The 25,233-nt window shown below is 65.0% G+C and carries 25 protein-coding genes; 15 read left to right on the top strand and 10 right to left on the bottom strand.

The window, feature by feature from the left end:
• The first annotated feature begins 104 nt into the window (after window positions 1-104).
• Entirely contained in the window at window positions 105-323 is a 219-nt protein-coding gene (locus GSQ83_RS09460; protein ID WP_158802631.1) for a hypothetical protein, read from the top strand.
• A 45-nt stretch (window positions 324-368) separates the two neighbouring features.
• Here the strand turns inward: GSQ83_RS09460 and rnd are convergent, their stop codons facing one another.
• The 3 genes from rnd to glgX form a co-directional block, all read right to left on the bottom strand.
• Window positions 369-1,577, bottom strand: a complete 1,209-nt coding sequence (rnd, locus tag GSQ83_RS09455; RefSeq protein ID WP_158802630.1) for a ribonuclease D — start codon at window positions 1,575-1,577, stop codon at window positions 369-371.
• A gap of 85 nt (window positions 1,578-1,662) precedes the next feature.
• Complete coding sequence (locus GSQ83_RS09450) at window positions 1,663-1,947, bottom strand: hypothetical protein (RefSeq protein WP_158802629.1); 285 nt, start codon at window positions 1,945-1,947, stop codon at window positions 1,663-1,665.
• Window positions 1,948-2,894: 947 nt separating this feature from the next.
• Complete coding sequence (glgX, locus tag GSQ83_RS09445; protein WP_158802628.1) at window positions 2,895-5,171, bottom strand: glycogen debranching protein GlgX; 2,277 nt, start codon at window positions 5,169-5,171, stop codon at window positions 2,895-2,897.
• A 222-nt stretch (window positions 5,172-5,393) separates the two neighbouring features.
• Between glgX and GSQ83_RS09440 the strand changes: the two genes are divergently transcribed.
• The 6 genes from GSQ83_RS09440 to GSQ83_RS09415 all read left to right on the top strand — a co-directional run bounded on the left by GSQ83_RS09440 (window position 5,394) and on the right by GSQ83_RS09415 (window position 9,612).
• Window positions 5,394-5,600 (top strand): hypothetical protein, encoded by a 207-nt coding sequence (locus GSQ83_RS09440; RefSeq protein ID WP_158802627.1) that lies wholly within the window; start codon window positions 5,394-5,396, stop codon window positions 5,598-5,600.
• Between the two features lie 218 nt (window positions 5,601-5,818).
• Window positions 5,819-6,661, top strand: a complete 843-nt coding sequence (locus tag GSQ83_RS09435) for a phytanoyl-CoA dioxygenase family protein (RefSeq protein WP_158802626.1) — start codon at window positions 5,819-5,821, stop codon at window positions 6,659-6,661.
• Window positions 6,649-7,788, top strand: a complete 1,140-nt coding sequence (locus tag GSQ83_RS09430) for a Gfo/Idh/MocA family protein (protein ID WP_371417988.1) — start codon at window positions 6,649-6,651, stop codon at window positions 7,786-7,788. The genes GSQ83_RS09435 and GSQ83_RS09430 overlap by 13 nt, the downstream gene beginning before the upstream one ends.
• A 216-nt stretch (window positions 7,789-8,004) precedes the next feature.
• A complete protein-coding gene (locus GSQ83_RS09425; protein ID WP_158802625.1) occupies window positions 8,005-8,910 on the top strand; it encodes a sugar phosphate isomerase/epimerase in 906 nt (301 codons plus the stop codon).
• A gap of 108 nt (window positions 8,911-9,018) precedes the next feature.
• A complete protein-coding gene (locus GSQ83_RS09420; RefSeq protein WP_158802624.1) occupies window positions 9,019-9,273 on the top strand; it encodes a hypothetical protein in 255 nt (84 codons plus the stop codon).
• A 51-nt stretch (window positions 9,274-9,324) separates the two neighbouring features.
• The gene (locus GSQ83_RS09415; protein WP_158802623.1) at window positions 9,325-9,612 is read left to right on the top strand and encodes a Uma2 family endonuclease; all 288 of its coding nucleotides are present in this window, start codon (window positions 9,325-9,327) and stop codon (window positions 9,610-9,612) included.
• 3 nt (window positions 9,613-9,615) lie between these two features.
• Here the strand turns inward: GSQ83_RS09415 and GSQ83_RS09410 are convergent, their stop codons facing one another.
• A complete protein-coding gene (locus GSQ83_RS09410; protein WP_158802622.1) occupies window positions 9,616-9,981 on the bottom strand; it encodes a hypothetical protein in 366 nt (121 codons plus the stop codon).
• A gap of 169 nt (window positions 9,982-10,150) precedes the next feature.
• On the opposite strand from GSQ83_RS09410, the gene aspS reads away from it, so the two are divergent.
• Window positions 10,151-11,941, top strand: coding sequence for an aspartate--tRNA ligase (gene aspS, locus GSQ83_RS09405; RefSeq protein ID WP_158802621.1), 1,791 nt, complete (start codon window positions 10,151-10,153; stop codon window positions 11,939-11,941).
• Between the two features lie 54 nt (window positions 11,942-11,995).
• On the opposite strand, the gene GSQ83_RS09400 is transcribed toward aspS, so the two are convergent.
• The 4 genes from GSQ83_RS09400 to GSQ83_RS09385 all read right to left on the bottom strand — a co-directional run bounded on the left by GSQ83_RS09400 (window position 11,996) and on the right by GSQ83_RS09385 (window position 16,818).
• Window positions 11,996-12,649 carry an Mbeg1-like protein gene (locus tag GSQ83_RS09400; protein ID WP_158802620.1) on the bottom strand — a complete coding sequence of 218 codons (654 nt, stop codon included), beginning with the start codon at window positions 12,647-12,649 and terminating at the stop codon, window positions 11,996-11,998.
• Between the two features lie 179 nt (window positions 12,650-12,828).
• On the bottom strand, window positions 12,829-13,992 hold the full coding sequence (locus GSQ83_RS09395) for a PHB depolymerase family esterase (protein ID WP_158802619.1): 1,164 nt from the start codon (window positions 13,990-13,992) through the stop codon (window positions 12,829-12,831).
• A 167-nt stretch (window positions 13,993-14,159) separates the two neighbouring features.
• A complete protein-coding gene (gene murJ / locus GSQ83_RS09390) occupies window positions 14,160-15,698 on the bottom strand; it encodes a murein biosynthesis integral membrane protein MurJ (protein ID WP_158802618.1) in 1,539 nt (512 codons plus the stop codon).
• Window positions 15,699-15,792: 94 nt separating this feature from the next.
• Window positions 15,793-16,818, bottom strand: a complete 1,026-nt coding sequence (locus GSQ83_RS09385; protein ID WP_216850022.1) for a LacI family DNA-binding transcriptional regulator — start codon at window positions 16,816-16,818, stop codon at window positions 15,793-15,795.
• A 195-nt stretch (window positions 16,819-17,013) separates the two neighbouring features.
• Here GSQ83_RS09385 and GSQ83_RS09380 point away from each other — a divergent pair, with 195 nt between their 5' ends.
• From GSQ83_RS09380 to GSQ83_RS09370, 3 genes are all read left to right on the top strand, one after another.
• The gene (locus GSQ83_RS09380; protein ID WP_216850021.1) at window positions 17,014-18,099 is read left to right on the top strand and encodes a fatty acid desaturase family protein; all 1,086 of its coding nucleotides are present in this window, start codon (window positions 17,014-17,016) and stop codon (window positions 18,097-18,099) included.
• Window positions 18,100-18,135: 36 nt separating this feature from the next.
• On the top strand, window positions 18,136-19,098 hold the full coding sequence (locus GSQ83_RS09375) for a PhzF family phenazine biosynthesis protein (RefSeq protein ID WP_254065585.1): 963 nt from the start codon (window positions 18,136-18,138) through the stop codon (window positions 19,096-19,098).
• Between the two features lie 109 nt (window positions 19,099-19,207).
• The gene (locus GSQ83_RS09370; protein ID WP_158802616.1) at window positions 19,208-20,104 is read left to right on the top strand and encodes a lysophospholipid acyltransferase family protein; all 897 of its coding nucleotides are present in this window, start codon (window positions 19,208-19,210) and stop codon (window positions 20,102-20,104) included.
• 311 nt (window positions 20,105-20,415) lie between these two features.
• On the opposite strand, the gene lon is transcribed toward GSQ83_RS09370, so the two are convergent.
• Window positions 20,416-22,791 (bottom strand): endopeptidase La, encoded by a 2,376-nt coding sequence (gene lon, locus GSQ83_RS09365; RefSeq protein WP_158802615.1) that lies wholly within the window; start codon window positions 22,789-22,791, stop codon window positions 20,416-20,418.
• Entirely contained in the window at window positions 22,791-23,180 is a 390-nt protein-coding gene (locus tag GSQ83_RS09360) for an Hsp20/alpha crystallin family protein (RefSeq protein WP_216850020.1), read from the bottom strand. Before GSQ83_RS09360 ends, lon begins: the two co-directional genes overlap by 1 nt.
• A 134-nt stretch (window positions 23,181-23,314) precedes the next feature.
• Between GSQ83_RS09360 and GSQ83_RS09355 the strand changes: the two genes are divergently transcribed.
• From GSQ83_RS09355 to GSQ83_RS09340, 4 genes are all read left to right on the top strand, one after another.
• Window positions 23,315-23,512: a hypothetical protein gene (locus GSQ83_RS09355; RefSeq protein WP_158802614.1), complete on the top strand. Its 198-nt coding sequence runs from the start codon at window positions 23,315-23,317 to the stop codon at window positions 23,510-23,512.
• A gap of 82 nt (window positions 23,513-23,594) precedes the next feature.
• Window positions 23,595-23,834 (top strand): DUF2188 domain-containing protein, encoded by a 240-nt coding sequence (locus tag GSQ83_RS09350; protein WP_158802613.1) that lies wholly within the window; start codon window positions 23,595-23,597, stop codon window positions 23,832-23,834.
• Between the two features lie 152 nt (window positions 23,835-23,986).
• Window positions 23,987-24,259 (top strand): hypothetical protein, encoded by a 273-nt coding sequence (locus GSQ83_RS09345; protein ID WP_158802612.1) that lies wholly within the window; start codon window positions 23,987-23,989, stop codon window positions 24,257-24,259.
• A 644-nt stretch (window positions 24,260-24,903) separates the two neighbouring features.
• A partial coding sequence (locus GSQ83_RS09340) for an AraC family ligand binding domain-containing protein (protein WP_216850019.1) occupies window positions 24,904-25,233 on the top strand: 330 nt, incomplete at its 3' end.

The following is a 25,233-nucleotide window of genomic DNA, read 5'->3' as shown; positions in this document are numbered from 1 at the left end:
ACGAAGCTGGGGGATTTCAGAACGGTGCGCGGGTCTCCGCAATGACGGTTGCGCGCCCTACACGTGCTGCGCCACGGGCAGCCGAGGCTCCAAGCAAGCCTGCATTGCTCGCCCGCATCGACAAGCTGTGCCGCGCCAATAGCACGCTGCGCCGGAAAAACCGGGACGCCCGCCTGGCCGCCGAGGAAACAGCGGATCGTCTGGAGGCGCTGCAGCTTGAGGTCGAGCGGTTGCAACGTGAATTGCAGCGCGCTCGTCAGCGCTCCGTTCCGGGCAAAGGACCGGGTGCGACGTCATCGCGCAGGACAGGCAGCGGCCAATAGAGCCGGCGCAGGCTTCGAGAGTGCGGCGCGCATTCGAATAGTCGTTCAGGCAGGCGCGCCCTCCGTCACCAGGCTCACCAGCCGAATGCGCTTGCCGCGCGTGGCGAGCGCGATCCGGCCCTCCTTGAGTGCCATGGCGTCGGCGCCGAACATGCGGTGACGCCAGCCGCGCATGGCTGGCACCTCGGGGCTTTCCTCGGTCGCCAGCCGGTCGAGATCCTCCGATGACGCCAGCAGGCGAGGAGCCACGCGATGTTCCTCACTCTTGGCCGCCAGCAAGACGCGCAGCAGCGCCAGCAGGGCCGGCGAGGGCCGTGGCCCGTCCCGCTCCCGTCCAACGCCCAGTTCGGGCAAAGCGTCCTCGGGCAGCGCCTTGGCGGCGGCGATGGCTGCGAGCAACGAAAGCCCGCTTTTGCCCTCGGCGAAGCCGCGCGTGACGCCCCGGGCGCGGGACAAGGCATCCGGCGTTTCGGGTGCGAGAGCCGCGATCTCCGCGATCGCCTCGTCCTTCACCAGCCGGCCGCGTGGGATATTGACTCGCTGGGCCTCGCGCTCGCGCCAGGCGGCGATCGCGCGTAGCAGGCCAGCCTGCCGCCGGCCATTCGGCCGCAGCTTGAGCCTAAGCCACTGCGTTTCGGGATCGGCGCGATAGAGCGCGGGGTCGGCGAGCGCCGCCATCTCCTCTGCCACCCAATCCGTCCGCTCCTCCTGCTCCAGTTTCACGAGCAGCTTCTCGTAGACCGTCCGCAGGTGGGTCACGTCGGCCGCGGCGTAGGTTAGCTGGGAGGCCGAGAGCGGGCGCGCCGACCAGTCACTGAAGCGATGGGATTTGTCGATCTGCGTGCCGGTCAAGGCGGATACCAGTGCATCATAGCCAACCTGGTCGCCGAAGCCCGCGACCATCGCGGCGATCTGGGTATCGAAGATCGGCGTCGGCGGCGCGCCGAACATCAGCAGGAAGATTTCCACATCCTGCCGCGCGGCATGGAAGACCTTCACCACCGCGGGATCGGCAAGTAATTCGCCGAGCGGCGCCATGTCGATGCCTGGCACCTGCGCGTCGATAACCGCGACCTCGCTGGCGCCGCCGAGCTGCACGACACAAAGTTCGGGCCAATAGGTGCGCTCGCGGATGAATTCGGTGTCGATGGTGACGAAGGGCTCGCTCTTCAACCGGGCGCAGAGCGCGGCGAGATCCTCGGAGGTCGCAATGAAGTCGGGGGCGGGGAAGGCGATCTGGGGCGGACGGGCCATGTGGCTGTTGTATAGGCCGCATGGCCCTGGCGAAAGCCGCGCCGGTGGATGAGCCTCGCGGGCAGCCTCCGGCGCGGATTGGAGGTTATGCCGCGGGCGGAGTAGTGCTTGGGGCGCTGGCCGCGCTGGCGCCGACACCCATCTGCGCCAGTAGTGCTGCTATTTGCTGCTCCACCGCCGTGGACGAGTCTGGAGTCGTTGCCTCGTCGTTACTCGACTGTGCCGCCAGTTTCTCCTCTAATTCCTCCAGTTCTGCTTGGAAAGAGGCATCGCTATCCGTCCCGCCGGCGCTGCCGGACGAAGCCGAAGTTGAGTCGGCGGGGTGCTTCTCGGCACAGTGGGATGCTTCGTGGCCGATTGGGGCGGGCATAGTCGTTCTCCTGTTGCAACGCTGCAACTAGACACGCCGCTGTATCGGCCTCAAGATTTTCGCGCCTGAAATCACTGTGTCCGGCGAGCGGCGAAAGGCCTCACCCTTCGCAGCCGGAAAAGACTTTAGACAGCGGGCCTGAGGTTAAGGCGACGCGCTCAAGTGAAGCGCAAGACATGCTCCGGCTCAGGCCTTTCCCCCGGCAATTCCTCCGCCAAGATCTCGATGGTGGTCGCGAAAGGCGCGTCCGCATTCAGCGGCGGCGTGGCGCGGGGCGGGTGAATTCGGTGCGAATAGTGACAAAGGCTCGCTCTTCAACCGGCCGTGCGGCGCGGCGAGATCCTCGAGGTCGCAATGAAGTCGAGGCGGAAAAGGCGGCCTGGGGCGCACCGGCAGCGCGGCTGTTGATCGGGCCAAATGGCCTGAGCGAAAGCCGCGCAGGCGGACTGCGTTGCGGCAAGCCCTCGGGGGTAAACCTAGGCTGCCTGAAATCCGCGTGTAACGGTGCTACCAGCGGGTAAGCCGCCGTTCGCAGCCATCTGCTGCAGCAACAGTAACCTCTCCGTTGCGTCGTCGGTGGGGGGCTGGCCGCTGCCTGGCGGCTGCTCTGTCTCCAGTTGAGTCATTTCCCGGTCCAGTTCTGTCTGGAAAGAGGGGCCGCTCTCCGTCCCGCTGGTGCAAACGGACGCAGATGATGTCGCGTTGGCGGACTTCGTCTCGGGAGGGCGGTGCGATGCTTCGCGGCCGACTGAGGGGGGCACAAACGTTCTCCTATTGCAACGCTACTCCTACGCATACGGCTGTCTTGGCCTCAAGATTTTCGCGCCCGGAACCGATGCGTTTGACAAGCGGTGAAAGGCCGGACCCTTCGCAACTGGAAAAGACTTCGGAGTCCGAGTTTCAGGTTAAGGCGACGGGCCCGAGCGACGCCTAAGCGCCGCTTCGGCTCAGGCCTCCTCCGCCGCCAATTCCTCCTCCGCGATCTCGATCGTGGTCGCGAAACTCTGGTCGGCATCCACCGGAACCGGGGCGCGGGCCAGCCGCTCCCGGCGGCGCGTCCGCGCGCTGGCGTAGCTCGGGTCGAGCACCAGCTCGAACAGCAGAAACGACCGGCCGGTGACGGCATAGGGATGCTCGAACGGAAATGGCGATTCCTCGCCCTCGACTTCGCTGTCGAAGCCGCCATCCGCCAGTCTGGTGTCGATCAATAGCCGCCACTCCCGGCCGCCGACGACCTCTGGAAGCAGGAAGGTCACCACGTCATGATGTGCATTGAAGATCAGCAGCAGCGTCGCATCCGTGCCGCGTTGCTGGATGCCGGTGGCCTGCGCCCGGCCGTCGAGGAGCATGCCCATGCAGCGCGCATGTCCCTCGGTCCAATGATCCTCCAACATCTCGTCGTTATCGGGCGTGAGCCAGGTCACGTCCTTGAGGCCCAGCTCCTCATCCCATTCGCCGTTCAGAAAACGCCCGCGCTGCAACAGCGGAAAGCGGCGACGCACCGCCAGCAGCCCGCTCACGAAACGCGTCAGGAACTCGGATCTCTGGCCGCCTTCCCAATCGACCCAGCTGATCGGATTATCCTGGCAATAGGCGTTGTTGTTGCCCTGCTGTGTGCGGCCGAGTTCGTCGCCTCCCAGCAGCATCGGCGTGCCTTTCGACAGTAGCAGCGTCGCCAGCATGTTGCGGATCTGGCGGTCGCGCAGCGCGTTGATCTCAGGATCGTCGGTCGGTCCCTCGACGCCGCAGTTCCAGCTCAGATTGTGGTCGTGGCCGTCGCGGTTGTCCTCGCCATTCGCCTCGTTGTGCTTGTCGTTATAGGTGACGAGATCATTGAGCGTGAAACCGTCATGCGCGGTGATGAAGTTGACCGAGGCCCAGCTTTTGCGCCCCCGCCGGTCGAAGACATCGGCCGAACCGACGATGCGCGAGGCAAACTCCGCCATCATGCCCTCGTCGCCTTTCCAATAGCCGCGCGTGGTGTCGCGGAACTTATCGTTCCACTCGGCCCAGCCCGGCGGAAAGCCACCGACCTGGTAGCCGCCGGGGCCGCAATCCCAAGGCTCGGCGATGAGTTTGACCGAGGCCAGAACAGGGTCCTGCTCGACCGCCTTGAGGAAGCCGCTTTGCTCGTCGAAGCCATGCGGTTCACGCGCCAGGATGGTGCCGAGGTCGAAACGGAAACCATCGACATGCATCTCGGTCGTCCAATAGCGGAGGCTGTCCATCACCATGCGGATGACACGCGCATGGCTGAGGTTGACGGTGTTCCCCGTGCCCGTGTCATTGATGTAGTAGCGCGGCTTGTCGGGCAGCAGCCGGTAGTAGCTGGCGTTGTCGATGCCCTTGAAGGATAGGGTCGGCCCCAGCTCATTCCCCTCGGCGGTGTGATTGTAGACGACGTCGAGCACCAGCTCGATCCCCGCATCGTGAAACCGCGCCACCATCTCCTTGAACTCGAAGAAGGCGGCGTCCTGGGATTGCGCGTAGCGCCGGGCGGGGGCGAAGAAGCAGAGCGTGCTGTAGCCCCAGTAATTCTCAAGCCCTTGCTCGACGAGGTAAGAATCATCCACGAAACGATGGATCGGCAGTACCTCGACCGTGGTGACGCCCATGCGCTTGAGGTGCCGGATCATCGGGACGGAGGCGAGGCCGCGATAGGTTCCGCGCTCCTCGGGCAGCAATTCGGGATGGAGCTTGGTCAGTCCCCGGACATGCGCCTCGTAGAGGACTGTGCGCTCCCACGGCACCGCGGGCGGACGGTCTCGGCCCCAGGTGAAGGCGGGGTCGATGACCCGGCAGCGCGGCATGAAGGGAGCGCTGTCACGCTCGTCATAGGAGAGGTCGGCGTCGCGATGCCCCAGGGTGTAGCCGAACAGCGCCGGGTTCCAGGTGAGCGGCCCCACCACCGAGCGCGCATAGGGGTCCAGCACCAGCTTGTTGGGGTTGAAGCGATGCCCGCCCTCCGGCGCGAAGGGGCCGTGGACCCTGTAGCCATAGACGGTGCCGGGCCGCGCATAGGGCAGGAAGCCGTGGAAGATCTCATCAGTATATTCCGGCAGCGCAATGCGCTCGATTTCCCGCTCCCCGGAATCATCGAACAGGCAGAGCTCGACCTTCGTGGCATTGGCCGAGAACAGCGCGAAGTTGACGCCAAGACCAGTCCAGGTGGCGCCAAGAGGATAGGGAAGACCTTCCCGAAGACGACTTCCGACGCTCGGCATGGCATGCACTCCCGCTGACCCAGGCTATTTGGTGCCGCCGGCGCAGATGGCACGGCGGGTAGTCGACGCCCCGAGCATAAAGTTGCGTCGCTCCTAGGGCGAGTCGTGCTCAAGGCCAAGTCCGGTTGCCTTATTCTCCCCGATGAAACCTTGCTTTCGCCATGGCTGCGAAGCCTCGCCGTTACATCAGGCGTGCAGCCTAGCGTGCGAAAGGAGTTCCAAATGTTCTTCTCCCAACACCAGACTATCCTGCCCGCCGAGGCGCGCGATTCCGCCCGGTCGTCCCCACACCGCGCGAGGCCCGCGATGCTCCGCCTATTGGTGGCGGTCGGCCTGGCCCTAACCTTGGGCGGCTGCTTCTACCCGCCACCGGGCTGGGGCTATCACCACGGCTATGGTGGTTACGGCTATCCCCATCACGGCTGGTGATGGCGCGGAGCTGTCCCGGATCGTTCTCGCGTTGTCGCGCGCGATTCGGGGTCGCTCTACCGCGCCGGCGGGACGCGTCTGATTGCAGAACCAAGCCCAAATATAAGGGCGACCGCGCTGTACCCGCGTTCCCTTGATGTCGCACTTCAGCCACCCTACGGTAACGTACATCAAGCCGGCACCAAATAGCCGGTGACGCTTGGCGGAGGGAGACGGAAATGAGCGCAGCGCAGCTGACTCAGAAAGACATCGAGACGTTCTGGAATGACGGCTACGTCTTCAAGCGCGGCCTGTTGGCGAGCGATGAGGTCGCCATGGTCGATACCCTCATTCGCAGCGACACCTCGATCAGCAAGAATTCCGTCCTGCTCGACGACAGTGCGGGCGGTTCGACCGAACTCGCGGTGTGGAACCATCCCGGCGACGACCTGCTCGGCGTGATCTCGCGCAGCGAGCGCGTGGCGGGTGGTGCGGCGAAGCTGCTCGATGCCGAGGTCTACCACTACCATTCCAAGCTCACGATGAAGCGGCCACGCAAGGGTGGTGCCTGGGACTGGCACCAGGATTACGGCTATTGGTATATGAACGGCTGCCTGTTTCCGGACATGCTGAGCGTCGCCATCGCCGTCGATCCCGCGACGAAGCAAAACGGCTGCCTGCAATTCCTTCGTGGCAGCCACAAGGCTGGGCGGATCGAGCATGGCCGCGTCGGTGGCCAGACCGGCGCCGATATCGATCGCGTCAATGCGCTAATGACCAAGCTCGATCATGTCTATGCCGAGATGCAGGCCGGCGACGCGGTGTTCTTCCACGCCAATACGCTGCATGCCTCGGCTGCGAACACTTCCGACAAATCGCGCAATGTTCTGCTGTGCTGCTACAACGCCGCCTCGAACGATCCGGTGAAGAAGCACCATCACCCGGGTTACACTAAGCTCGACATCGTGCCGGACGCGCGGATCCGCGAGGTCGGACGCAGCGGCGTTGTCGCGCATCTGGATTTTCTCAACCACGAAGAGGACGAGACCGTCGTCGGCAAACGCGCCACATCCGAGGTGTAAGCGCGCGCTCGTCCGATCAGGAGGCTAACCTGCCAGAAGCGCTGGACTTCACCCCCGACGCGCCCATCCGCAGCCGCGCCTTTCGCATCGGCTGCGTCGGCTCGGGCTTCATCATGGCCGACGTGCATCTCGCGGCCTATCACTCGGCCGGATTCCCCGTCGCCGCCATCGCCTCCCGCAGCCGCGACAAGGCCGCCGCGGTTGCGGAACGCTGGGGCATCCCGGTTGTGCATGACACGCCGGAACAGCTCATCGCGGACGAGCGGGTGCAGATCCTCGACATCGCCTATCCGCCCGACCAGCAGCCCGCGCTGATCCACCTCGCGTTGCGTCAGCCGCATATTCGCGCGATCCTGGCGCAGAAGCCACTGGCGCTCGACCTCGCCACCGCCGAGGCGCTGGAGGCGGAATGCCGTGCCGCCGGCAAGATCCTGTCGGTCAACCAGAACATGCGCTTCGACCAGTCGATGCGCGTGCTGAAGGAAATCCTGGATCGCGGTTCGCTGGGCACGCCGGTCCTGGCGACGATCGAGATGCGCGCCATTCCGCATTGGCAGCCGTTCCTCCGCGACTACGGTCGGCTGACGCTGCTCAATATGTCGATCCACCACCTCGATGTCCTGCGCTTCCTGTTCGGTGAGGTGGAGGAGATCTACACCGGCGTCCACGCTGATCCGCGCACCGACTTTGCGCATAAGGACGGCATCTGCGCCTCCACGCTGACCTTCCGCTCCGGCGTTATGGCGGTGTCGCTGGAGGATGTGTGGAGCGGCCCGCGCGCGCCCGGATATACCGGCGACATCTACATCAAATGGCGTGTGGAAGGCACCGAGGGCGTCGCCCAGGGCACCATCGGCTGGCCCGATTATCCGGACGGTTCGCCATCGACCCTGCGCTATTCCTCCACCATCGCGACAGGCGGTGACTGGGTGCAGCCTCGGTGGTCAACGACGTGGTTTCCGGATGCTTTTGCGGGGGTCATGGAACAAGTGCAGTACGCGCTGGAAAGCGGCACGGCGCCTTTGCTCAGCGGCACCGACAATCTCCGCACCATGGCTTTGGTCGAGGCGGCCTATCGCTCGGTCGAGGAACATCGCGCGGTGAAGCTCGCCGAGTTCGGCTATTAGGGCGGGAGGTTTCCGGTTGCCCCCACGTCATGCTCGGCGAAGGCCGGGCATCCATGCCTTTGCGAGCGTGACAAAGGCATGGCGTGGATGGCACGCCTTCGCGTGCCATGACGGGCACTTTGGTCGCGGTTCGATATTAGGTTGTCGAGTTTTAGGCAATCGGACCACCGGCGCCAATTCGTCCACATCACCACAATAAACGCCAGAGGAAACATCATGCTCCAAGTCGGCATCTTCACCGGATATTTCCCCTACGATCTCGCCGAACAGGCTAAGCGCATCAGGGCCATCGGCTTCAACACCGTGCAGCTCGATCTCGCGTTCAAGGACATCGACCTCTCGACCCCCGAATCGATTACCGCCGAGAAGGCCAAGAAGATTCGCGAAACCTTTCGCGACCATAACCTGCCGATCAGCACGATCTCCGGCTACACCAACATCGTCCACCCCGACCCGGCCGAGCGCAAGCGGCGGCTCGATTATCTCAAGGCGATCATCCGCAATGCGCGGAATTTCGGCTCGCCTTTCGTGATTTCCGAAACCGGCACCTTCAACGAGGACTCGGATTGGGTCAGCCACCCGAAGAACAAGACCGAGGAAGGCTTCGAGGATTGCCGCAAGGTCATCACCGAACTCGCCCAGGTCGCCTATGACCACGGCGCCGTTTTTCTGCTGGAAACCTATGTCAACAACGTGGTCGGTTCAGTCGAGGAAACCGTGCGGGTCTTCGCGGAAGTGAACCACCCCGGCCTCGGCCTGCTGATGGATCCGACAAATTATTTCGAGGACCACAACATCGATCACATGGACAAGGTGCTGAAGCAGATCTTCGACACCCTGTCGGACCGCATCTGCATCGCCCATGCCAAGGATGTGAAACGCTCGGAGGAAGCGAGCGAGAAGCACGCCGATATCGACGCCTCGGAGGCCCATTCCTTCCGCGGCGTCGGCTCCATTGAGCTGCCGGCCCCGGGCCTGGGGGCGCTGAACTACGACTACTATCTCAAGCGGCTTTCCGAAAAGCACTCGAACATCCCCATCATCATCGAGCATCTCGATGAGTCGGACGTGCCCCGGGCGAAGAAGTTCCTGGACGGCAAGCTCCGCGCCCACGGGTTGTGATCCAGGAGCGTCGTGTGGCCGCGTTCAGCGGCGCTTGCCTTGGGTCGCTCTGCACGCCGGGTTCGACACAGGAGAAAACGGTCGGCCTGTTGCGCTAATCATGAGGCCATGAACGCCGCTCCTCCTGGGACATGGACGCAGGAACGCTTCTTCGCTTGGAGCGGCCATGGCAAGGCGCGTTACGAGTTCGACGGCGAGCGGCCGGTCGCCATGACCGGCGATAGCGTCAACCACAGCGCCATCACGGTAAACCTTCTCGCTCCCTTCGTGGCCGTCTGCGGGGGAGTGAGTGCCGTCCCCTCGGTCCGGACGCGGGTCTGGCGACGACCGGCAGGGCCATCCGGTATCCGGATGCTCTGGTGACCCTGCTCCAAGGTCATCGGGACCGCGAACACCGTGCCTGGCGTTGTCGTGGTGTTCGAGGTGCTGAGCCCAACCACCGGTCGCACCGACCGCATCGTCAAGCTCCGTGAATATGCCGCTGTGCCGATGATCCGGCGCTACGTGATCCTCGAATCCATGAGCATCGGCCTCACCGTCATGGAACGGCAGGCCGCCGAAGAGACCTGGCGGGCAACCTCCCTGATGACCGGCGAGGACATCCTGCAGATGCCGGAGATCGGCATCGAGGTCCCGGTCGCCGAGTTCTACGAGGGCGTAGAGTTCAGCGACGCTCTCACCGAGGCCGCGTCAGCCGGTTAAAACCTACTGCTCAGGCCGCCAGCCGTCGCTGTACATGCAGTCGCGGAAGATCGCGTCGCGGCCGTCCTCATTGGCGTCCGAGGTGACATGGGTCACCGAGGTATAGCGCCCGTCGATCTTCTTGCAGTTGGTCTCGTTCTTTTCGCATTTCTTGCGCGATGAATAGGTCGAGCCCGTCATCTTCTGCGTGACCGGGTTGCTCGGAAGCTGCGCGAAGGACGCCGCCTTGCACCGCGTCGTGGCGGTATCCAGCATGGCCGGGTTCGCCCCCGGCTTCACCCAGTTGGTGCACCCCGCCAGGAGGAGGCAGAGCGCCGCAATCGCGATCGCCTCAGTACGAAATCCCCACCAATCACGCCGGACAAGCATCGATTTCCCCCCTGAGACGCAGGCCAAATAAAAGTATCGCGCCTCCACGTCTCAGTCACGTTCCAGTTTTTGTTCGCCGTGAGAGGGCGCCCCCATGGCCGCCGCTTGACATCCATGGACCTCCGGCATTGTGTGCCGCCCCTCCGCGACCGAGCCAGGACCGACCCCCATGCACACCTACCGCTCCCATACCTGCGGCGCGCTTCGCGCCAGTGATGCCGGCAAGACCGTCCGGCTTTCGGGTTGGGTTCACAGCAAGCGCGACCATGGCGGCCTGCTCTTCATCGATCTGCGGGACCATTTCGGCCTTACGCAATGCGTCTTCCCCGCCGGCTCCGCGGCCTTCGCGGCGGCCGAGGCGCATCGCGTCGAAAGCGTCATCACGGTCACCGGCGAGGTCGTGCTGCGGGAGGGTGTGACCATCAATCCCCGCCTACCGACCGGCGAGGTCGAGCTCAAGGTGCGCGAGCTGGAGCTGCAATCGGCCGCCGAGGTGCTGCCCATCCAGGTCGCGGGCGATCAGACCTATCCGGATGAGCTGCGGCTCAAATACCGCTTCCTCGACCTGCGGCGGGATCGCGTTCATCGCAACATGATGCTGCGCGCGGCCGTCATCGCCTCCATCCGCCACCGCATGATCGGCCAGGGCTTCACTGAGTTCCAGACGCCGATCCTGACCGCTTCCAGCCCCGAGGGGGCGCGGGACTTCCTGGTGCCCGCGCGCAACCATCCGGGCAAATTCTACGCCCTGCCGCAGGCGCCGCAGCAGTTCAAGCAGCTCGCCATGGTCGCGGGCTTCGACCGCTATTTCCAGATCGCGCCCTGTTTCCGCGACGAGGCCGCCCGCGCTGACCGGTCGCCCGGCGAGTTCTACCAGCTCGATTTCGAGATGAGCTTCGTCACCCAGGAAGACGTTTTCGCGACCTTGGAGCCGGTGATGGCTGGATTGTTCGAGGAGTTCGGCAATGGCCGCGCCGTGACGCCCTTGCCCTTCCCGCGCATTCCCTATGCCCAGGCGCTGCTGGATTACGGCTCGGACAAGCCGGACCTCCGCAACCCGCTCAAGGTGACCGACGTCACGGAGTATTTCGCCGGTTCCGGCTTCGGCCTGTTTGCCAAGATCGCGGCCGGTGGCGGCGTGGTGCGCGCCGTGCCGGCACCGGGGGCGGGCGGTAATCCGCGCTCCTTCTTCGACAAGCTCAACGAATGGGCGAGGGCCGAGGGCGCCGGCGGCCTCGGCTATATCACCTGGGATGCGGAGGGGCCGAAGGGTCCCATTGCCCGCAACCTGGAGCCCGACCGCGCCGCCGCCATCGCCGCCGCCTGTGGGCTGAAGCCGGGCGATGCGGTCTTCTTCGCCGCCGGGGCGAAGGACACCACGCCGAAATTCGCCGGCAGCGTGCGCACGAAACTCGGCACGGAGCTTGGCCTGATCGAGGAGAATGCGTTCCGTTTCTGCTGGATCGTCGATTTCCCGATGTATGAACTGAATGAGGAAACCGGGCTGGTCGATTTCAGCCACAACCCATTCTCGATGCCGCAGGGCGGGATGGAGGCGCTGAACAGCCAGGATCCGCTGACCATCAACGCCTTCCAATACGACATCGTCTGCAACGGCATCGAGCTGTCATCCGGCGCCATCCGCAACCATCGCGCCGACATCATGCTGCGCGCCTTCGAGATCGCGGGCTACCCGGCCTCCGAGGTCGAGGCGCGATTCGGCGGCATGTTGCAGGCATTCCGCTACGGCGCGCCGCCGCATGGCGGTTCGGCGCCGGGCATCGACCGCATGGTCATGCTGCTGGCCGACGAGCCGAATATCCGCGAGGTTATTCTGTTCCCCCTCAGCCAGGGCGGCGAGGACCTGATGATGGGCGCCCCCGCCGAGGTCACGCCCGCGCGCCTGCGCGAGCTGTCGCTGGCGATTGCGCTGCCGCCGAAGGTGGTGAAGACGGAGTAGCGTGCTCGGGTGTCGTCTAGAACGCGCAGCGCGCCTTGATTTACGAAGATTTGTCTAGCGAAAGCGTCTCGGTTGCAGGGTTCGGCCGATGGCCAAAGAAATGACCGGATTAAACGGTGCGTCGAAAACCGTGTCGTCGAAAATATTGTGCTGGTGAAGGTTATCGAGTGCGCTGCGGTTCTCTGTGTCGGGCAATTCGAAGGTCGTGGCAATAGGTTTGTGCACGTCAGCGCCGCTCAGCGGTAGATGGGCGGTATCGACGACCGGGTCACCCTCGCCATAGATATGGACATGGGCGTCCGTTAATAACTGCTCGGCCGTCCTGCCGGTTTTTCGTCCGAGTGTAGTCAGATGCGCCAAAGTCTGCGGCGAATATCGCACCCCTGGTGAATCGATGGCGATCACGGGCGTGATGCCATCACGGCTGGCGCGTACCGCGGAGGCGTGAAGGGCGGCGTTGGCGCCTAGCGAATGGCCGACCAGCGTGACTTTGCCGTAGCGTGGTCGCAATGCCATTCCTTGAAGCCGTATCTGCTCCTGCGTCGCGCCCAACAGGTCTTCCGCGGCCTCGTGGACCGCGGTTTCCTTGCCAAGGTGCGCGGGGATGTTGTGCCGCCATTGCTGGAAGAATGCGCCGAGGTTGCCCAGCGCACGTTCGGCGCTACTCGTCGCTGGATTGAGGCCGGCCGTGGTGCCGGCGAAGGTCAATTGGAGGTCGGTGGTGTCGCCTCGCGCTGTCCGTCGCGTGTTCTCCGAAACCGAGAAGGCGAGGCCGTTCGGATGGAGGAAGACGCCGGGGTTCCGCGCGGATTCCTCGCAGCCTGCTTAGGTCGAAATGATTAAACTCCGATTGACGTTGCGGTGTCGTATCAGCGGGCGCCTGTGAGTTAGCGCTCCCCGAGCAGCCCCGCCGCACGCAGGCTGCGGCCGATGACGCTGGCGGGGTCGGTGATCTTCGCCGTCATTCCCTGCCACTGGCCAGCTCCGCCACGCGGAGCTTCCGCTCTGGCCGTGTCCGCCGCAGGGCGAGCGCCTTGCGTGGTCGCGCGCCGCTGTGAGGTCAGGCCCCAGCTACTCGCGATCTGCCAGGACGAGGAAATGCCGCTTGCCGAGAAATAGCCGCCCGCCTGGCCGCAGCGCGCGTCGGGGTCGGCGGCTGAGGGGTTGACCGGCACCGCGTGGCCGAGGCCGGGCACCGAATAGGTTTCCAGCACCACACGCCCCTCGGCATCCCGCCAGGCGTGGTGCGGCACGCCGTCCACCGTGTCGGCGACGCCCGGGAGACCCTCTATGCCGTGCACATCGCCCCATTGGCGCTGCAACTGGCCCGCATTGGCCGGGCTCACCGTGTGATCCGCCGTGCCCTGCCAGATCGCGACGCGCGGATACCGCCCGCCGGGTGGCCGGGGAGCGGCGGCGCGGACCAGGTCGCCCCATTCGCGCGGCTGGCGCAGGCGCGCATGGGACATCGTGCCCAGCGCCTCCTTCACGTTATGCGCGCTGCCATAGGGCAGGCCGGCGATGATCGCGCCGCCGGCGAAAAGCTCGGGGTAGGTGGCGAGCAGCGCCGCCGTCATCGCGCCGCCGGCCGAGAGGCCCGTGACGAAAATCCGCTTCGGGTCGAGCCCGTGCTCGGCCACCATGTTCCGCACCATGGCGGCGATGGAAGCGACCTCGCCCTCGCCGCGCTTGATGTCCTCCGGCTGGAACCAGTCGAAACAGACATTCGGGTTATTGCCGCGCCGCTGCTCGGGCAGCAGCACCGCGAAGCCGTAGCGATCGGCGAGGTTCGACCAGCCCGTGCCGCGATCATACTCCGCCGCCGTCTGGGTGCAGCCATGCAGCGCCACGACCAGAGGGGCGCCGCGTCCGAGATTCTCGGGCACGAAGCTCAGCATGCGAAGCTGGCCGGGATCGTCGCCGAATTGCGCGGTCTCGCGAAGCTGGGTCGCGTTGGCCGCTCCACCGGCATGCAGGCCGAAACTCTCCATCGTCGGGAGATGTTTCATGAGCTGGCTCATGAGGGCTTCGTTCGCCTCGGTCATCGTCATCGGCTTGCCTTCGGGTGTGGGCGCGCTCGTCCCGCCATGGGGCTTGCTGTTCGCTACAACGGAAAATGGTGCGTTGCAGCATAAGGCGCAACCCTCGCATTGCGCACGATCCCGGTATCAGTGATGCGGGGCGCGCCTGAGGCCCGGCCCCACCGAGATGGAGGGTCCTAAGCGACCCTAAGACGCCGTAACTCGCGAGGATGGGCCACCCCCAGAAGGAGGCAGAGGATGGCGAAAGCCACCATCCCTCCGCCGACCAGCAAGGTGAGTGCCGCGAGGCGCTCGCTGAGATGCGGCGCTTCGAGGACCGGCCGCAGCAACTGGTGCAGCCCGATCAACACGGCGCCCATGCCGACGGCGGCGGCCAGGATGCGCGGCAGGCTGCGCCGCCCCCGCGCATCGAGCGCGAATTGCCGCCGGTGGCGCGAGATCGCGATGAGACCCAGAGCATTCACCCAGCCGGCGATCGAGGTCGCCAGCGCGATCCCCACATGCGCCAGACCCGAATAGAGGCCGAGCGATACCGTCAGCACGATATTCACCGCCATTGCCACCAGCGCGACCTTGACCGGCGTCAGCGTGTCCTGCCGCGCGAGGAAGCCCGTCACCACCACCTTGATCAGCACGAAGGCCGGCAGGCCCAGCGCATAGGCGGCCAGGGTCGGCGCCACCTCGGCCACCTGATGCGGGCCGAATTTCCCGCGCTCGAACAACACGGCGAGGAGCGGATGGCTCTCGAGCAGCAGCGCCACCGCCGCCGGCAGGGTCAGCAGCAGCGCCAGCTCCAGACCGCGATTCTGGATATGCAGCGCGGCGCTATCCTCCTGTTTGCGGATATGGCGGGAGAGCGTCGGCAGGATCGCGGTCGCCACCGCGACACCCACCACGCCCAGTGGCAGCTGGTTCAGCCGGTCGGCATAGGCGAGGTAGGAGACAGATCCCACCGGCGCGAAGGAGGCGACGGCGGTCGAGACCATGAGGTTGATCTGTGTCGCGCCCGCGCCGAAGACGCCCGGCAGCATGATCCGCAGCAGCCGGCGCAGCTCCGGCGTCATCCGGGGCCTCGGCAGCCCCAGCTTCATCCCCGCCCAGCGGCAGGAGAAGGCCAGCCACAGGCATTGCGCGACACCCGAGACGGTGACGGCCCAGGACAGCGTCTCCCCGGTCACCGGGTGGTGCAGCAGCGCGGCGATGAGAAAGAGGTTGAGCAGGATCGAGGTCGCCGCCGTCGCCGCGAAGCGGTCCACCGCGTTCAGCATGCCGCCCTGGAAGGAGGCGAGGGAAATGAAGGCGAGATAGGGGAAGGTGATGCGCGTCAGTTCGACCGTCAGTTGGAAATGCGCGGGATCGGCGTCGAAGCCCGGCGCCACCACGTGCAGGATCGCCGGGGTAAAGATTTCACCAAGGATCAGGAAACCTGTCAGCGCCACCAGCAGGAAGGAGAAAGTATCCTGGGCGAAGCGCATCGCCGGGCCATGGCCTTCCTTGGCCACCATGCCGGAAAACAGCGGCACGAAGGCGGCGCTGAAGGCGCCTTCCGCGAAGAGGGTGCGGAACAGGTTGGGGAGGCGGAGCGCCACGAAGAAGGCGTCCGAGGTGGCGCCGGCACCCAGCGCGGAGGCGGTCAGGATCTCCCGCACGAAGCCGAGCACCCGGCTGATCATCGTATAGCCGCCGACAGTCGCGACGCGGCGGAGAAGAGCCATGCGGCAGCTGATCCTTAGGCCAAGGCGGCGGCCCACTTCACCCGCCGTGTCGGGGGCGTCAAGGGATATGGCTCAAAGTCGCGCCGGCGCCGCCTCACACATTCTCCGCCGTCCAGAGATCGAACGGCAGCAACACCTGCTGGAAGGCCGGCGGCGACTCGCCCAGCGCCACCACCATCGCATTCACCACGGCCGCCGCCATGGCCTGGATCGGATGCGACAGCACCAGCTTGAGGTTGCCCTCGATCAGCGCCGTGCGGTTGTCCTCCGTCAGGTCTCGCCCGACCACCACCACGCGATCGGCCGCTCCGGTATCGGCGATGGCCTGCATCACCCCCTCGATCCCGCCGCCCGCGACGAATAGCGCCGTGAGGTCCGGGTGCCGCTTCAGCAGTTCGAGCGCATTCTCGTAGGCGAAGCCGACATCCTCGAGCGTCGTCAGCGGTTCGAGCAGATTGAACTGCGGCGAATGCTCCCGCAGGTAGGAGCGGAAGCTCATCTCCGAGACGTCCTGGCAAAGATAGCGATGGCTGCCGACCGCGATGCCGACCTTGGCCTCGCCCTGGCACATATTCGAGATCGCCCAGCCCGCCGTGCGCCCCAGCTTCCAGTTGTCGCAACCGACATAGCCGGCCCGCGCCTGAGCCGTCAGATCCGTGATCAGCGCGAAGACCGGCACACCGCGCCCGCTCGCCTGCTCGATGACCTGGGAGACGCGCGGATGATCCGCCGCCACCACGGCCACCGCGTCGGCCACCTTCGCGAGACTGGCGATATGCTCGGCCACGGAAGCGGGCGAGAGGTCCTCGAGGAAATCGACCTTGAAGCGGCCACGGATGGATGGCGCACGCTCGGTCTCGATCTTCAGCGCCTCGGCGACCATGCGATAGAAGGTGCCTTTCCCCTGTTGGAGGACGAAGCCGAGAACGCGCTCAGGCCGGTCCTCGACGAGGCGCCGCCGGATGGCGCCAGTGGCGTGGAAGCCAATCCCCTGCGCCGCCGCCAGGACCTTCTCGGCCTTGGCGCGAGTGACAGGATCGCGCCCATTCAGCACCCGGTCGACCGTCGAAACACTGACACCGGCCGCACTGGCAAGATCGACGATGGTCGGACGCTTCATGGCCCAGTCCTGAGAGATTCTTTCATTCATTCCCCAAGGCTTTTGACGGGCTGAGAGATAATTACCTCAGATATTTGAAAGGTTGTGGCCTCGATGTATAGTGCTTTCACACCAGGATCACAGCAAGCAGGCGACAGTCGGCAACAGCGCCATGAGGGCGGACTGCCGTTAAGCGCCCGCGCGACGGGGGAAACGATGGCGAAGTCCAATTGGAAGAATTACTCGCTCATCGGCACCGCTGAGGGTGCCTCGGAAATGGACACCGAGGCTTTCGAGCATCGGGTGGAGGAGGAGTGGTTCTCCTGCAAGCTCGACCGGAAAACGCTGAAACAACTCACCAAGCGCTCAGATGCCGAGCCGCTGCGGATTTTCGGCCTATGGCTCGGGCTTCTGGTCGTCTCCGGCGTTCTCGGCTTTCTGACCTGGGGCACATGGTGGTGCGTGCTGCCTTTCGCGGTTTATGGCGTCCTCTACTCGGCCGCCGACCACCGCGCGCATGAGCTTTCCCATGGCACGCCATTCAAGACCCGCTGGCTGAACACCGCCTTCTTCCAGCTCTGCTCCTTCATGACGCTGCGGGAGGCCTATTTCTATCGCTGGAGCCATTCCCGCCACCACACGCATACCATCATCGTCGGGCGCGACCCCGAGATCGGCGCGCCGCGTCCAACGGATGTCCTGGGTCCGGTTCTCGACATTTTCTTCCTGAAGGATGGCCTCACGCAGATCTCCCGCATCACGCGGAATGCCACCGGTAGCCTGACGGAAAACGGCCAGCATTTCGTGCCCGAGATGGAGCGCGGCAAGGTCATCTGGTCGTCCCGGCTCTATCTGGCGATCATCGTGGCGACCATCGCGGCCTGTATCGCGGCGCACAGCATTCTGCCGGCCATGTTCATCCTCTTGCCGCGCTTTTATGGCGGCCCGCTATCGCAGGTCTTCAACTTCACCCAGCATGCGGGTCTGGACGAGGATGTTTACGACCATCGCCTCAACACCCGCACGGTGCTGCTGAACCCGGTCTTCGCCTTCCTGTACGCGAACATGAACTACCACATCGAGCACCACATGTTTCCGATGGTGCCCTTCTACGCGCTGCCGAAACTTCACGCCCTGATCAAGGACCAATGCCCGGCGCCCTATCGCGGCCTCTTCGCGGCCTATTGCGAGATCGTCCCCGCCATCATCCGCCAGCGGCGCGACCCGACCTGGTTCATCTCCCGCCGGCTCCCTGGCGACGGCAGGCCGGTCTACGCAAACTCCGTCACGGTCGCGGCATAACCTTCTACTCCCTCATGGCGCAGGGTGCGTTGCGCCATGACGGTTCCGCTTGCGCGCCCCGCTTCAACCTCACTGGTCTCCGCTCCGATAATCGCGGAGGCTGGCGCAATGCCGACCTATCCCTTCGTCACTATCGATGTCTTCACCGCCCGCCGTTTCGGCGGCAACCAGCTCGCCGTTTTCACCGCCGCCCAGGGTCTGTCATCAGCGGAGATGCAGTCCCTCGCCACTGAATTCGGCTACAGCGAAACCACCTTCGTCCTGCCGCCCCAGAACCCAGCCAATACCGCGAGGGTCCGCATCTTCACCCCTCAATACGAGCTCCCCTTCGCCGGCCACCCCAATGTCGGCACCGGCTACGTGCTGGCACGGCAGGCGGGTAACCGTCCGGCCACACTGCGCTTCGAGGAACTTGCGGGTCTCGTCGAGGTGCGCATCCAGTATGACGGGGCAGGCGAGGTGACTGGCGCCGAAATCGCGGCACCCCAGCCGCTATCCCTGGGCGCGACGCTATCGCCCGAGGCGATCGCTGGCTGTGCGGGCATCGCCGCATCCGAGGTCATCACCGACGCCCATCAGCCGGTCATGGCCTCTGTCGGCCTCGGCTTCCTCATGGCGCAGGTCACGCCCGAGGCATTGACCCGGGCCTCACCAGACCTCGCCGGTTTCCGCCGTGCCGTAGCGGATTTCCCAGCTCTTGAGGGCCGCCTTGCCCTGCATCTCTACGCTAGGGACGGGGATCGGTTGCGTGCGCGCATGTTCGCGCCGCTCGGCGGCATCATGGAGGACCCCGCGACGGGCAGCGCCAATGCCGCGCTCGCCGCACTCCTGCTCTCTGTTACCGAAGACGCCGAGGCAGGCTATGAGGTTACCCAGGGCGTCGAGATCAGCCGGCCAAGCCTGCTCCGCCTGACGGCCCGTCGCACGGCGGACGGCATCCGCGCGACCGTAGGTGGCGAATGCGTGCCCGTTCTGACCGGCGAGGCCTCGCTGGATTAGATCAAGCGCGGCGGCTGAAGCACTCCAGCCATCACTTCTTGATTTGTAGAGGTCGTGATGCCCGCTGGGTTATTGAAAATTCCACGGTTAGCCACTTACCTAACGACGAATGAGCATTGCACATCATTTGGAGTATTCGGGTCTGCGTGGGCTTCTCGGCCTGGCAGGCAGCCTGCCCCCCGACGTGGCCTCTAACGCCGGCGGCAAACTCTTCCGCGGCCTCGGCCCGCTCCTCCCCCCCTCGCGTGTGGCCCGACGCAATCTCGAGATGGCGCTCCCCGAACTTGGTGCGGAACGCGAGTCCGTGGTGCGGGGCGTCTGGGAAAATCTCGGACGCACCGCTGCCGAAATGCCCCATCTGCCGAAACTCGAACGGACGCTGTCCGGCCCAGGCTGGGAGATCGAGGGCGCGGAACACCTGCGCGTTCTCGCCGAGGGCGGCGGCCCGGCGATTCTGTTTTCCGGCCATATCGGCAACTGGGAGATGCTGCCGCGCATTGTCGCCGCCCATGGCATCCCGATGGCGAGCTTCTACCGCCCGCCGAACAACCAGCAGACGGCGAAGCTTCTCGTTGATATGCGGGCCCGCGCCATGGGCGTGCCGGTTCCGGTGTTTCCTAAAGGCGCCGATGGCGCGCGGAGTGCCGCGTTCCACCTGGCACGCGGCGGCTTCCTTGGCATCCTCATCGACCAGAAGCTCAACGATGGCATTCCGGTGGATTTCTTCGGCCGCCCGGCGATGACGGCGCCGGCACTCGCCTCGCTCGCGCTGCGGTTTCGCTGTCCGGTGGTGCCCGGCTATATCCAGCGGCTGGGCCCGGCGCGGCTGCGGCTGATCGTCGAGCCGCCGATGACCCTGCCCGACAGTGGCGACCGCGCCGCCGACATTCTGGCGCTAACCCGCGCCGTCAACCTGACGCTGGAGCGCTGGGTGCGCCAGAGGCCGGAGAGCTGGCTATGGCTGCACCGCCGTTGGCCGAGGGATGCCAGGGTCAGTTCGATCTAAGTGTTTCCCGAAACGAAATTGCTCTCGCCATCCTCCGCCCCAGTCGAGGCGTTCTTTGCCGAGGATGACGTTGTCACACCTGATCTAACATCGATCTGCGACCAAAAGACTCGTCATGGCACGCGAAGGCGTGCCATCCACGCCTTGCCTTAGTCACGCAAGCGAAGGCGTGGATGCTCGGCCTTCGCCGAGCATGACGTGGTGGAATGGGCAGGGTTCAGATCAACGACATCGCGCTCTAGGGACCGAGTCACCGCTTGCCTTCAGCCCGCGAGAAGGCTTTGAGCCGCCGACTTCGCCGAGCATCTACGTCAGACCGGCACCGCCAGCGGCAACGACGCCGCCCCGATCGTCGCCGCCACGGCGTCATCCACTGTTTCCAGCCAGATGAATCGCAGCCGCTCGCGCGCACTGACCGGAATGTCGTCGTAGTCGCGCCGGTTGCGGGCCGGCAGCATCACGGTTTCGATCCCGGCCCGCGCCGCCGCGATGACCTTCTCGCGGATGCCGCCGACCGGCAGCACCAGGCCACGCAGGCTGATCTCGCCCGTCATCGCGATCGTCGGCGGCACTGGGCGGCCCGTCATCAGCGAGGAGAGCGACACGAACATCGCGACGCCCGCCGATGGTCCATCCTTCGGCGTCGCCCCGGCAGGCACATGGACGTGCACGTCGTTGCTGGTGAAGAGATCGGAATCGATTCCCATGCTCGGCGCCCGCGCCCGGAGCAGGCTAAGCGCAGCCTGAGCGCTCTCCTTCATCACGTCGCCAAGCTGCCCCGTCAGGATCAGCCTGCCGCCGCCGGCATTGCGGCTCGCCTCGATGAACAGGATATCGCCGCCGACCGGGGTCCAGGCCAGGCCCGTGGCGACGCCTGGGATGGACGCATGCTGCGCCACATCCGCGTCGAAGTGACGCGCTCCGAGAATGCCGGAGACCTCGTCCGTATCGATCAGCACATGCGCCTCGCTGCCCTCGGCCACCCGAACCGCGACGTTGCGGAAGACCGCGCCGATCTCGCGCTCCAGGTTGCGCACCCCGGCTTCCCGCGTATAGCCGTCGATGATGAGGTTGAGGGCCGCATCGTCCAGCCCGACCTTGCTCTCCGAGAGTCCGTTTTGCTTGAGCTGCCGAGGGATCAGATGGCCGCGCGCGATGGCCACCTTCTCCTCGGCGGTATAGCCGGAGAGCCGCACCACCTCCATGCGGTCGCGCAGCGGGCCGGGGATCGTGTCCAGCACATTGGCGGTCGCGATGAACAGCACCCGGCTTAGATCGAAGGGCACGCCGAGATACGCATCCCGAAAGGTGCCGTTCTGCTCGGGGTCCAGTACTTCGAGCAAAGCGGAGGCCGGGTCGCCCTGAAAACCGCCCGCGCCTAGCTTGTCGATTTCATCCAGCATCACGACGCAGTTGCGCTCGCCCGCGCGGCGGATCGCCTGGATGATATTGCCGGGCATCGCACCGACATAAGTGCGCCGGTGTCCCCGGATCTCCGCCTCGTCATGCACGCCGCCGAGGCTCACCCGGATGAACTTGCGCCCGACCGCCCGGGCGATTGACTGCCCGAGGGAGGTCTTTCCCACGCCCGGTGGCCCCACGAAGCACAGCAGCGGTCCCTTGCCGTTCGGGTTCAGCTTGCGCACTGCCAGGAATTCGAGGATTCGCCGCTTGATCTTCTCCAGATCGAAATGGTCCTCGTCGAGCACGCGCCGCGCCTCGGCGATGTCGATCGGCGCCTCGGCCTCGATGCTCCAGGGCAGCTCCGTCAGCCATTCCAGATAGGACCGCACCATCCCGGCTTCCGCGGCACCTTCCGGCATCTTCTCGAGGCGCCGTAGCTCCCGCTTCGCCTGGGTCGCGACATCTGCCGGCATCTCGATCTGGTCTAGTTTCCGCTTCAGCTCCTCAAGCTCGGGCGCGATGTCATCGGATTCGCCGAGCTCCTTCTGGATCGCCTTGAGCTGCTCGCGCAGCAGGAATTCGCGCTGCCGCCCCTCCATCGCCGTGCGGGTTTGCTGCCCGATGTCATGCGAGAGCTTGAGCACCTCATGGCGATAGGCGAGCCGCGTGATCACAAGGTCCAGGCGCGGTAGCAGCTCGACAGTTTCGAGGAGCTCCTGCTTCTCGGCCGGAGTCATATCCAGCAGGCCGGTCACGAAATCGGCGAGCGCGCCGGGCTGCTCGATCGAACGCACGGTAGCCGCGAGTTCGGGCGGCGCCTGTTCGATCAGCCCCAGTATCTCCAGGGCCCGTTCGCGTAGCTGATGGAATCGCGCATCGATCTCCGGACTCCGCTCAGTCGGTTCGTCGATACGGCTGACGGCCACTACCGGCTGCGGCGTGGCATTGCTGAGCACCGCTTGCAGGCGGACCCGCCCGATACCCTGCACGATGGCGTTATGCGATCCGTCGCGCCCGGTGAAATAGCGCAGCAGGCGGGCCTCCGTGCCGACGGATTGCAACTCGTCCAGCTTGGGATTCTCGGCGAAAGGTTCGCGCTGAAGCACGACAGCGAGATGCTGCTCCGTGCGCGCGGCTTCCTGCAGGGCGGCCGCCGCGGTGGGGCGGCCGATCGCGAGGGGCATCACCATGCCGGGCAGCAGAACCGTATCCGTGATCGGCACCAGGATCAGCGTATCGGCGGGGACGATCGTCTCGTCGGGGGCGTCGCTGGTCGAATCCATCAATCGAGCCTTCGCAGGGTCAGAAGCAGGCAGCCATCCGTAAGGTCCTGGCCGGAGAGCTGGAATGTCCCCGGCGGCAGCGGCAATCGCCGTTCGAATCGGCCATGAGGCAGCTCGATGCGGTGAACGCGGGCCGGGCGCTGCAGCGTCGGCCAGCGCCGGGTTCCGCGCACCAGCACCTCGCCGCTGCCGATGACGACCTCGATATCGTCAGCCTTGACGCCGGGTAGTGCCACGACGACGAGCAGCCCTGCCTCGGTCTCCAACACATCGACCGGAGGTTCCCAGCCGCTCGCGGTCGGCCGGAAGGCGTCGCGGTGCAAGCGATCGGTCCGCGCCAGCATCGCCAGGGCCTCCGACCACATGACGTCTCTAGCGGAGCGCGGCATGGCTGCCTCCTTCTGATCCCCGGCGATAGCGACACATGGCTTGCGGCCCTATTCTTGGTTTGTGCGAGGCGGGTTCCGGGTGACATCTAGACACGAGATGACCCGCTCCGCACCCCGCCAACAGTGAGGAAAGCATGACCGTCGATACTCCGTCCGACAAGAACCCCCCAGCCGCCCCTGCTCCGAAGAAGGACCGGGACGCGGCCGCCGCCGAGAAGCAGTGGCAGGAGCAGGAAAGCTTCCTCGAGGAAGCCCTGGAAGAATCCTTTCCCGCGAGCGACCCGATCGCCACCGGCCATGTTCCTCCGGTCCCGCCGAAGCCCAAGCCTTGATCGGGGGCGCGCCACAAGCGCCGGTTCCCAAAGGATGATACGGTCGTCTGAGACATCAACCGACGGCAGCGAAGGAAGCGGCATGGCCAAAATACATTATCGCGTCGTCGAGCATGATGGCGGCTGGGCTTACAAGCTGGGCGATGTCTTCTCGGAGCCGTTTGCCAGCCGGCAGGCCGCCTTGGCCGCGGCCAAACGCGTGGCGATCGAGCAGCATATCCCAGGAAACACGACGCATATCGAATTCCAGGACGAAGCTGGCAAATGGCATGAGGAGATCTCAGCGGGCGATGACCGGCCGGACGCCGACGTCATCGGTTAGATCCCGGCGGCAAGCGATTTCGCGCTGCTAAGCGACAAGCAGCATTTCATTCGTATCTCGGAAAGATCGGCCCTCGTATATTGATTGCGGCGGGGAGGCCGTGGGCTGCTGCGGCGTTTCCACTCCCGTAACGCGTCATGCTGGAGGCTGTGATGGCCGTGTTCCCGGATTGGCGTCGCGCGGAGTTATGCGAGGCGCCGCTGCAAAATGGCGCAACGGCTCTCGTTAAGGTGGAGCGCGCCGAATTCGGTGGCAGCTACTGGCGCCTCTATGTCGCCGACGGCAGCCGCATCGCGCCGATTTCGGGCGGAAGCGCAGCCTCGGCGGAGGCGGCGAAACGCGCGGCGTGGGACGCTCTTAGGATCGCCCTGACAATCGAACTCGAGGACGACGGCCAAGCCACGGACTGGCCGCTGCCGGCATGAGGGCAGTGCTGGTGATTCTACCTCAAGAGGTTTCCTGCGCTCACGATGGCATCGCAAAGAGGGTGAAGCACGGGGCGCGCCTATATCGTTGCCTATGCGGTGCGACGAGAGGTGTATGCGTGATAGCTCGCGGTTCTTCTCTCCAATGTGTCAATATGTTGGAGCTTTGAATGAGTAAACCGACGTTCGTGAAGACACGTTGGAGAAATGGGGCAGCCGCCGTCAACACGAAAGCCCTCGTCAACAGTATGCCGCCATACCCGCTCAATCCTGAGTCAACTTGGTCCCACTCTTTTTGCGAACTCTATCAGCTTAATGGTGGGCGTAGCCGCAAGCTATGAGCCTGATATTTGTGACGGTTTTCGTGCGAAGATTCAGGCTGAAGGATTTGCCGTACTCTAATATTCAAGCTGCCAACATCCTGATTTAGACGCTGCAACTGCCCCGGCCAGGGAAGCTCGCGCGCCAAGATCGCGCCTTCGTACCGCTCGCATCAGGGACCGACAGCGGGGGCATGCCGGAACATAGTCCATCAGAACCGCGTTAACCTGCTTTGCAGTTAGCTCGGCCGCTGAATCCGCTTGCGGATCCTCGCACGCCAAAGGATCAACGCATGAGCAGGAGTCTGCTATCCTGACGAGGTAGTGACGACATCCATTCGCATGACGCGCGTGCCGCCCAAAGCGGTTGCGGCGCCGCCCGACCACATGCAGCTCGTCCGCGATGGCGCGAGCGGAATCGAGGCAATCCGGGCGTGCTTCTCCGGCCACGCCTGCGACTTGCATCGCCACGACGATTGGCTCGTCGGCGTCACCGAATGCGGACAGCAGGATTTTTTCTGCCGTGGCAGCCGTCGCCGCAGCACCGCCGGCCGTGTCATCCTGATCGAGCCGCAGGAGGCTCATGACGGGCAGGCCGGCAATGGCAGCGGCTTCGCCTATAGCATGCTGTATCTGCCGCGCTCCTGGCTGCAC

It is taken from the genome of Acidisoma sp. L85, from assembly GCF_009765865.1.
In the GTDB taxonomy this organism is placed as follows: Bacteria; Pseudomonadota; Alphaproteobacteria; order Acetobacterales; family Acetobacteraceae; genus Acidisoma.
The sequence above is the reverse complement of the archived record's forward strand: the minus strand, read 5'-3'. Positions and strand labels throughout refer to the sequence as shown.

What these genes read in the sequence shown, in the direction of transcription:
- GSQ83_RS09410 (WP_158802622.1), bottom strand. Translation starts at nt 9,981, where the DNA reads ATGCTTGTCCGGCGTGATTGGTGGGGATTTCGTACTGAGGCGATCGCG.
- GSQ83_RS09360 (WP_216850020.1), bottom strand. Translation starts at nt 23,180, where the DNA reads ATGCCGCGCTCCGCTAGAGACGTCATGTGGTCGGAGGCCCTGGCGATG.
- GSQ83_RS09425 (WP_158802625.1), top strand. Translation starts at nt 8,005, where the DNA reads ATGCTCCAAGTCGGCATCTTCACCGGATATTTCCCCTACGATCTCGCC.
- GSQ83_RS09375 (WP_254065585.1), top strand. Translation starts at nt 18,136, where the DNA reads ATGACGGTTCCGCTTGCGCGCCCCGCTTCAACCTCACTGGTCTCCGCT.
- GSQ83_RS09450 (WP_158802629.1), bottom strand. Translation starts at nt 1,947, where the DNA reads ATGCCCGCCCCAATCGGCCACGAAGCATCCCACTGTGCCGAGAAGCAC.
- lon (WP_158802615.1), bottom strand. Translation starts at nt 22,791, where the DNA reads ATGGATTCGACCAGCGACGCCCCCGACGAGACGATCGTCCCCGCCGAT.
- glgX (WP_158802628.1), bottom strand. Translation starts at nt 5,171, where the DNA reads ATGCCGAGCGTCGGAAGTCGTCTTCGGGAAGGTCTTCCCTATCCTCTT.
- aspS (WP_158802621.1), top strand. Translation starts at nt 10,151, where the DNA reads ATGCACACCTACCGCTCCCATACCTGCGGCGCGCTTCGCGCCAGTGAT.
- GSQ83_RS09380 (WP_216850021.1), top strand. Translation starts at nt 17,014, where the DNA reads ATGGCGAAGTCCAATTGGAAGAATTACTCGCTCATCGGCACCGCTGAG.
- GSQ83_RS09440 (WP_158802627.1), top strand. Translation starts at nt 5,394, where the DNA reads ATGTTCTTCTCCCAACACCAGACTATCCTGCCCGCCGAGGCGCGCGAT.
- murJ (WP_158802618.1), bottom strand. Translation starts at nt 15,698, where the DNA reads ATGGCTCTTCTCCGCCGCGTCGCGACTGTCGGCGGCTATACGATGATC.
- GSQ83_RS09435 (WP_158802626.1), top strand. Translation starts at nt 5,819, where the DNA reads ATGAGCGCAGCGCAGCTGACTCAGAAAGACATCGAGACGTTCTGGAAT.
- rnd (WP_158802630.1), bottom strand. Translation starts at nt 1,577, where the DNA reads ATGGCCCGTCCGCCCCAGATCGCCTTCCCCGCCCCCGACTTCATTGCG.
- GSQ83_RS09350 (WP_158802613.1), top strand. Translation starts at nt 23,595, where the DNA reads ATGGCCAAAATACATTATCGCGTCGTCGAGCATGATGGCGGCTGGGCT.
- GSQ83_RS09395 (WP_158802619.1), bottom strand. Translation starts at nt 13,992, where the DNA reads ATGACGATGACCGAGGCGAACGAAGCCCTCATGAGCCAGCTCATGAAA.
- GSQ83_RS09385 (WP_216850022.1), bottom strand. Translation starts at nt 16,818, where the DNA reads ATGAAGCGTCCGACCATCGTCGATCTTGCCAGTGCGGCCGGTGTCAGT.
- GSQ83_RS09370 (WP_158802616.1), top strand. Translation starts at nt 19,208, where the DNA reads ATGAGCATTGCACATCATTTGGAGTATTCGGGTCTGCGTGGGCTTCTC.
- GSQ83_RS09420 (WP_158802624.1), top strand. Translation starts at nt 9,019, where the DNA reads ATGAACGCCGCTCCTCCTGGGACATGGACGCAGGAACGCTTCTTCGCT.
- GSQ83_RS09355 (WP_158802614.1), top strand. Translation starts at nt 23,315, where the DNA reads ATGACCGTCGATACTCCGTCCGACAAGAACCCCCCAGCCGCCCCTGCT.
- GSQ83_RS09345 (WP_158802612.1), top strand. Translation starts at nt 23,987, where the DNA reads ATGGCCGTGTTCCCGGATTGGCGTCGCGCGGAGTTATGCGAGGCGCCG.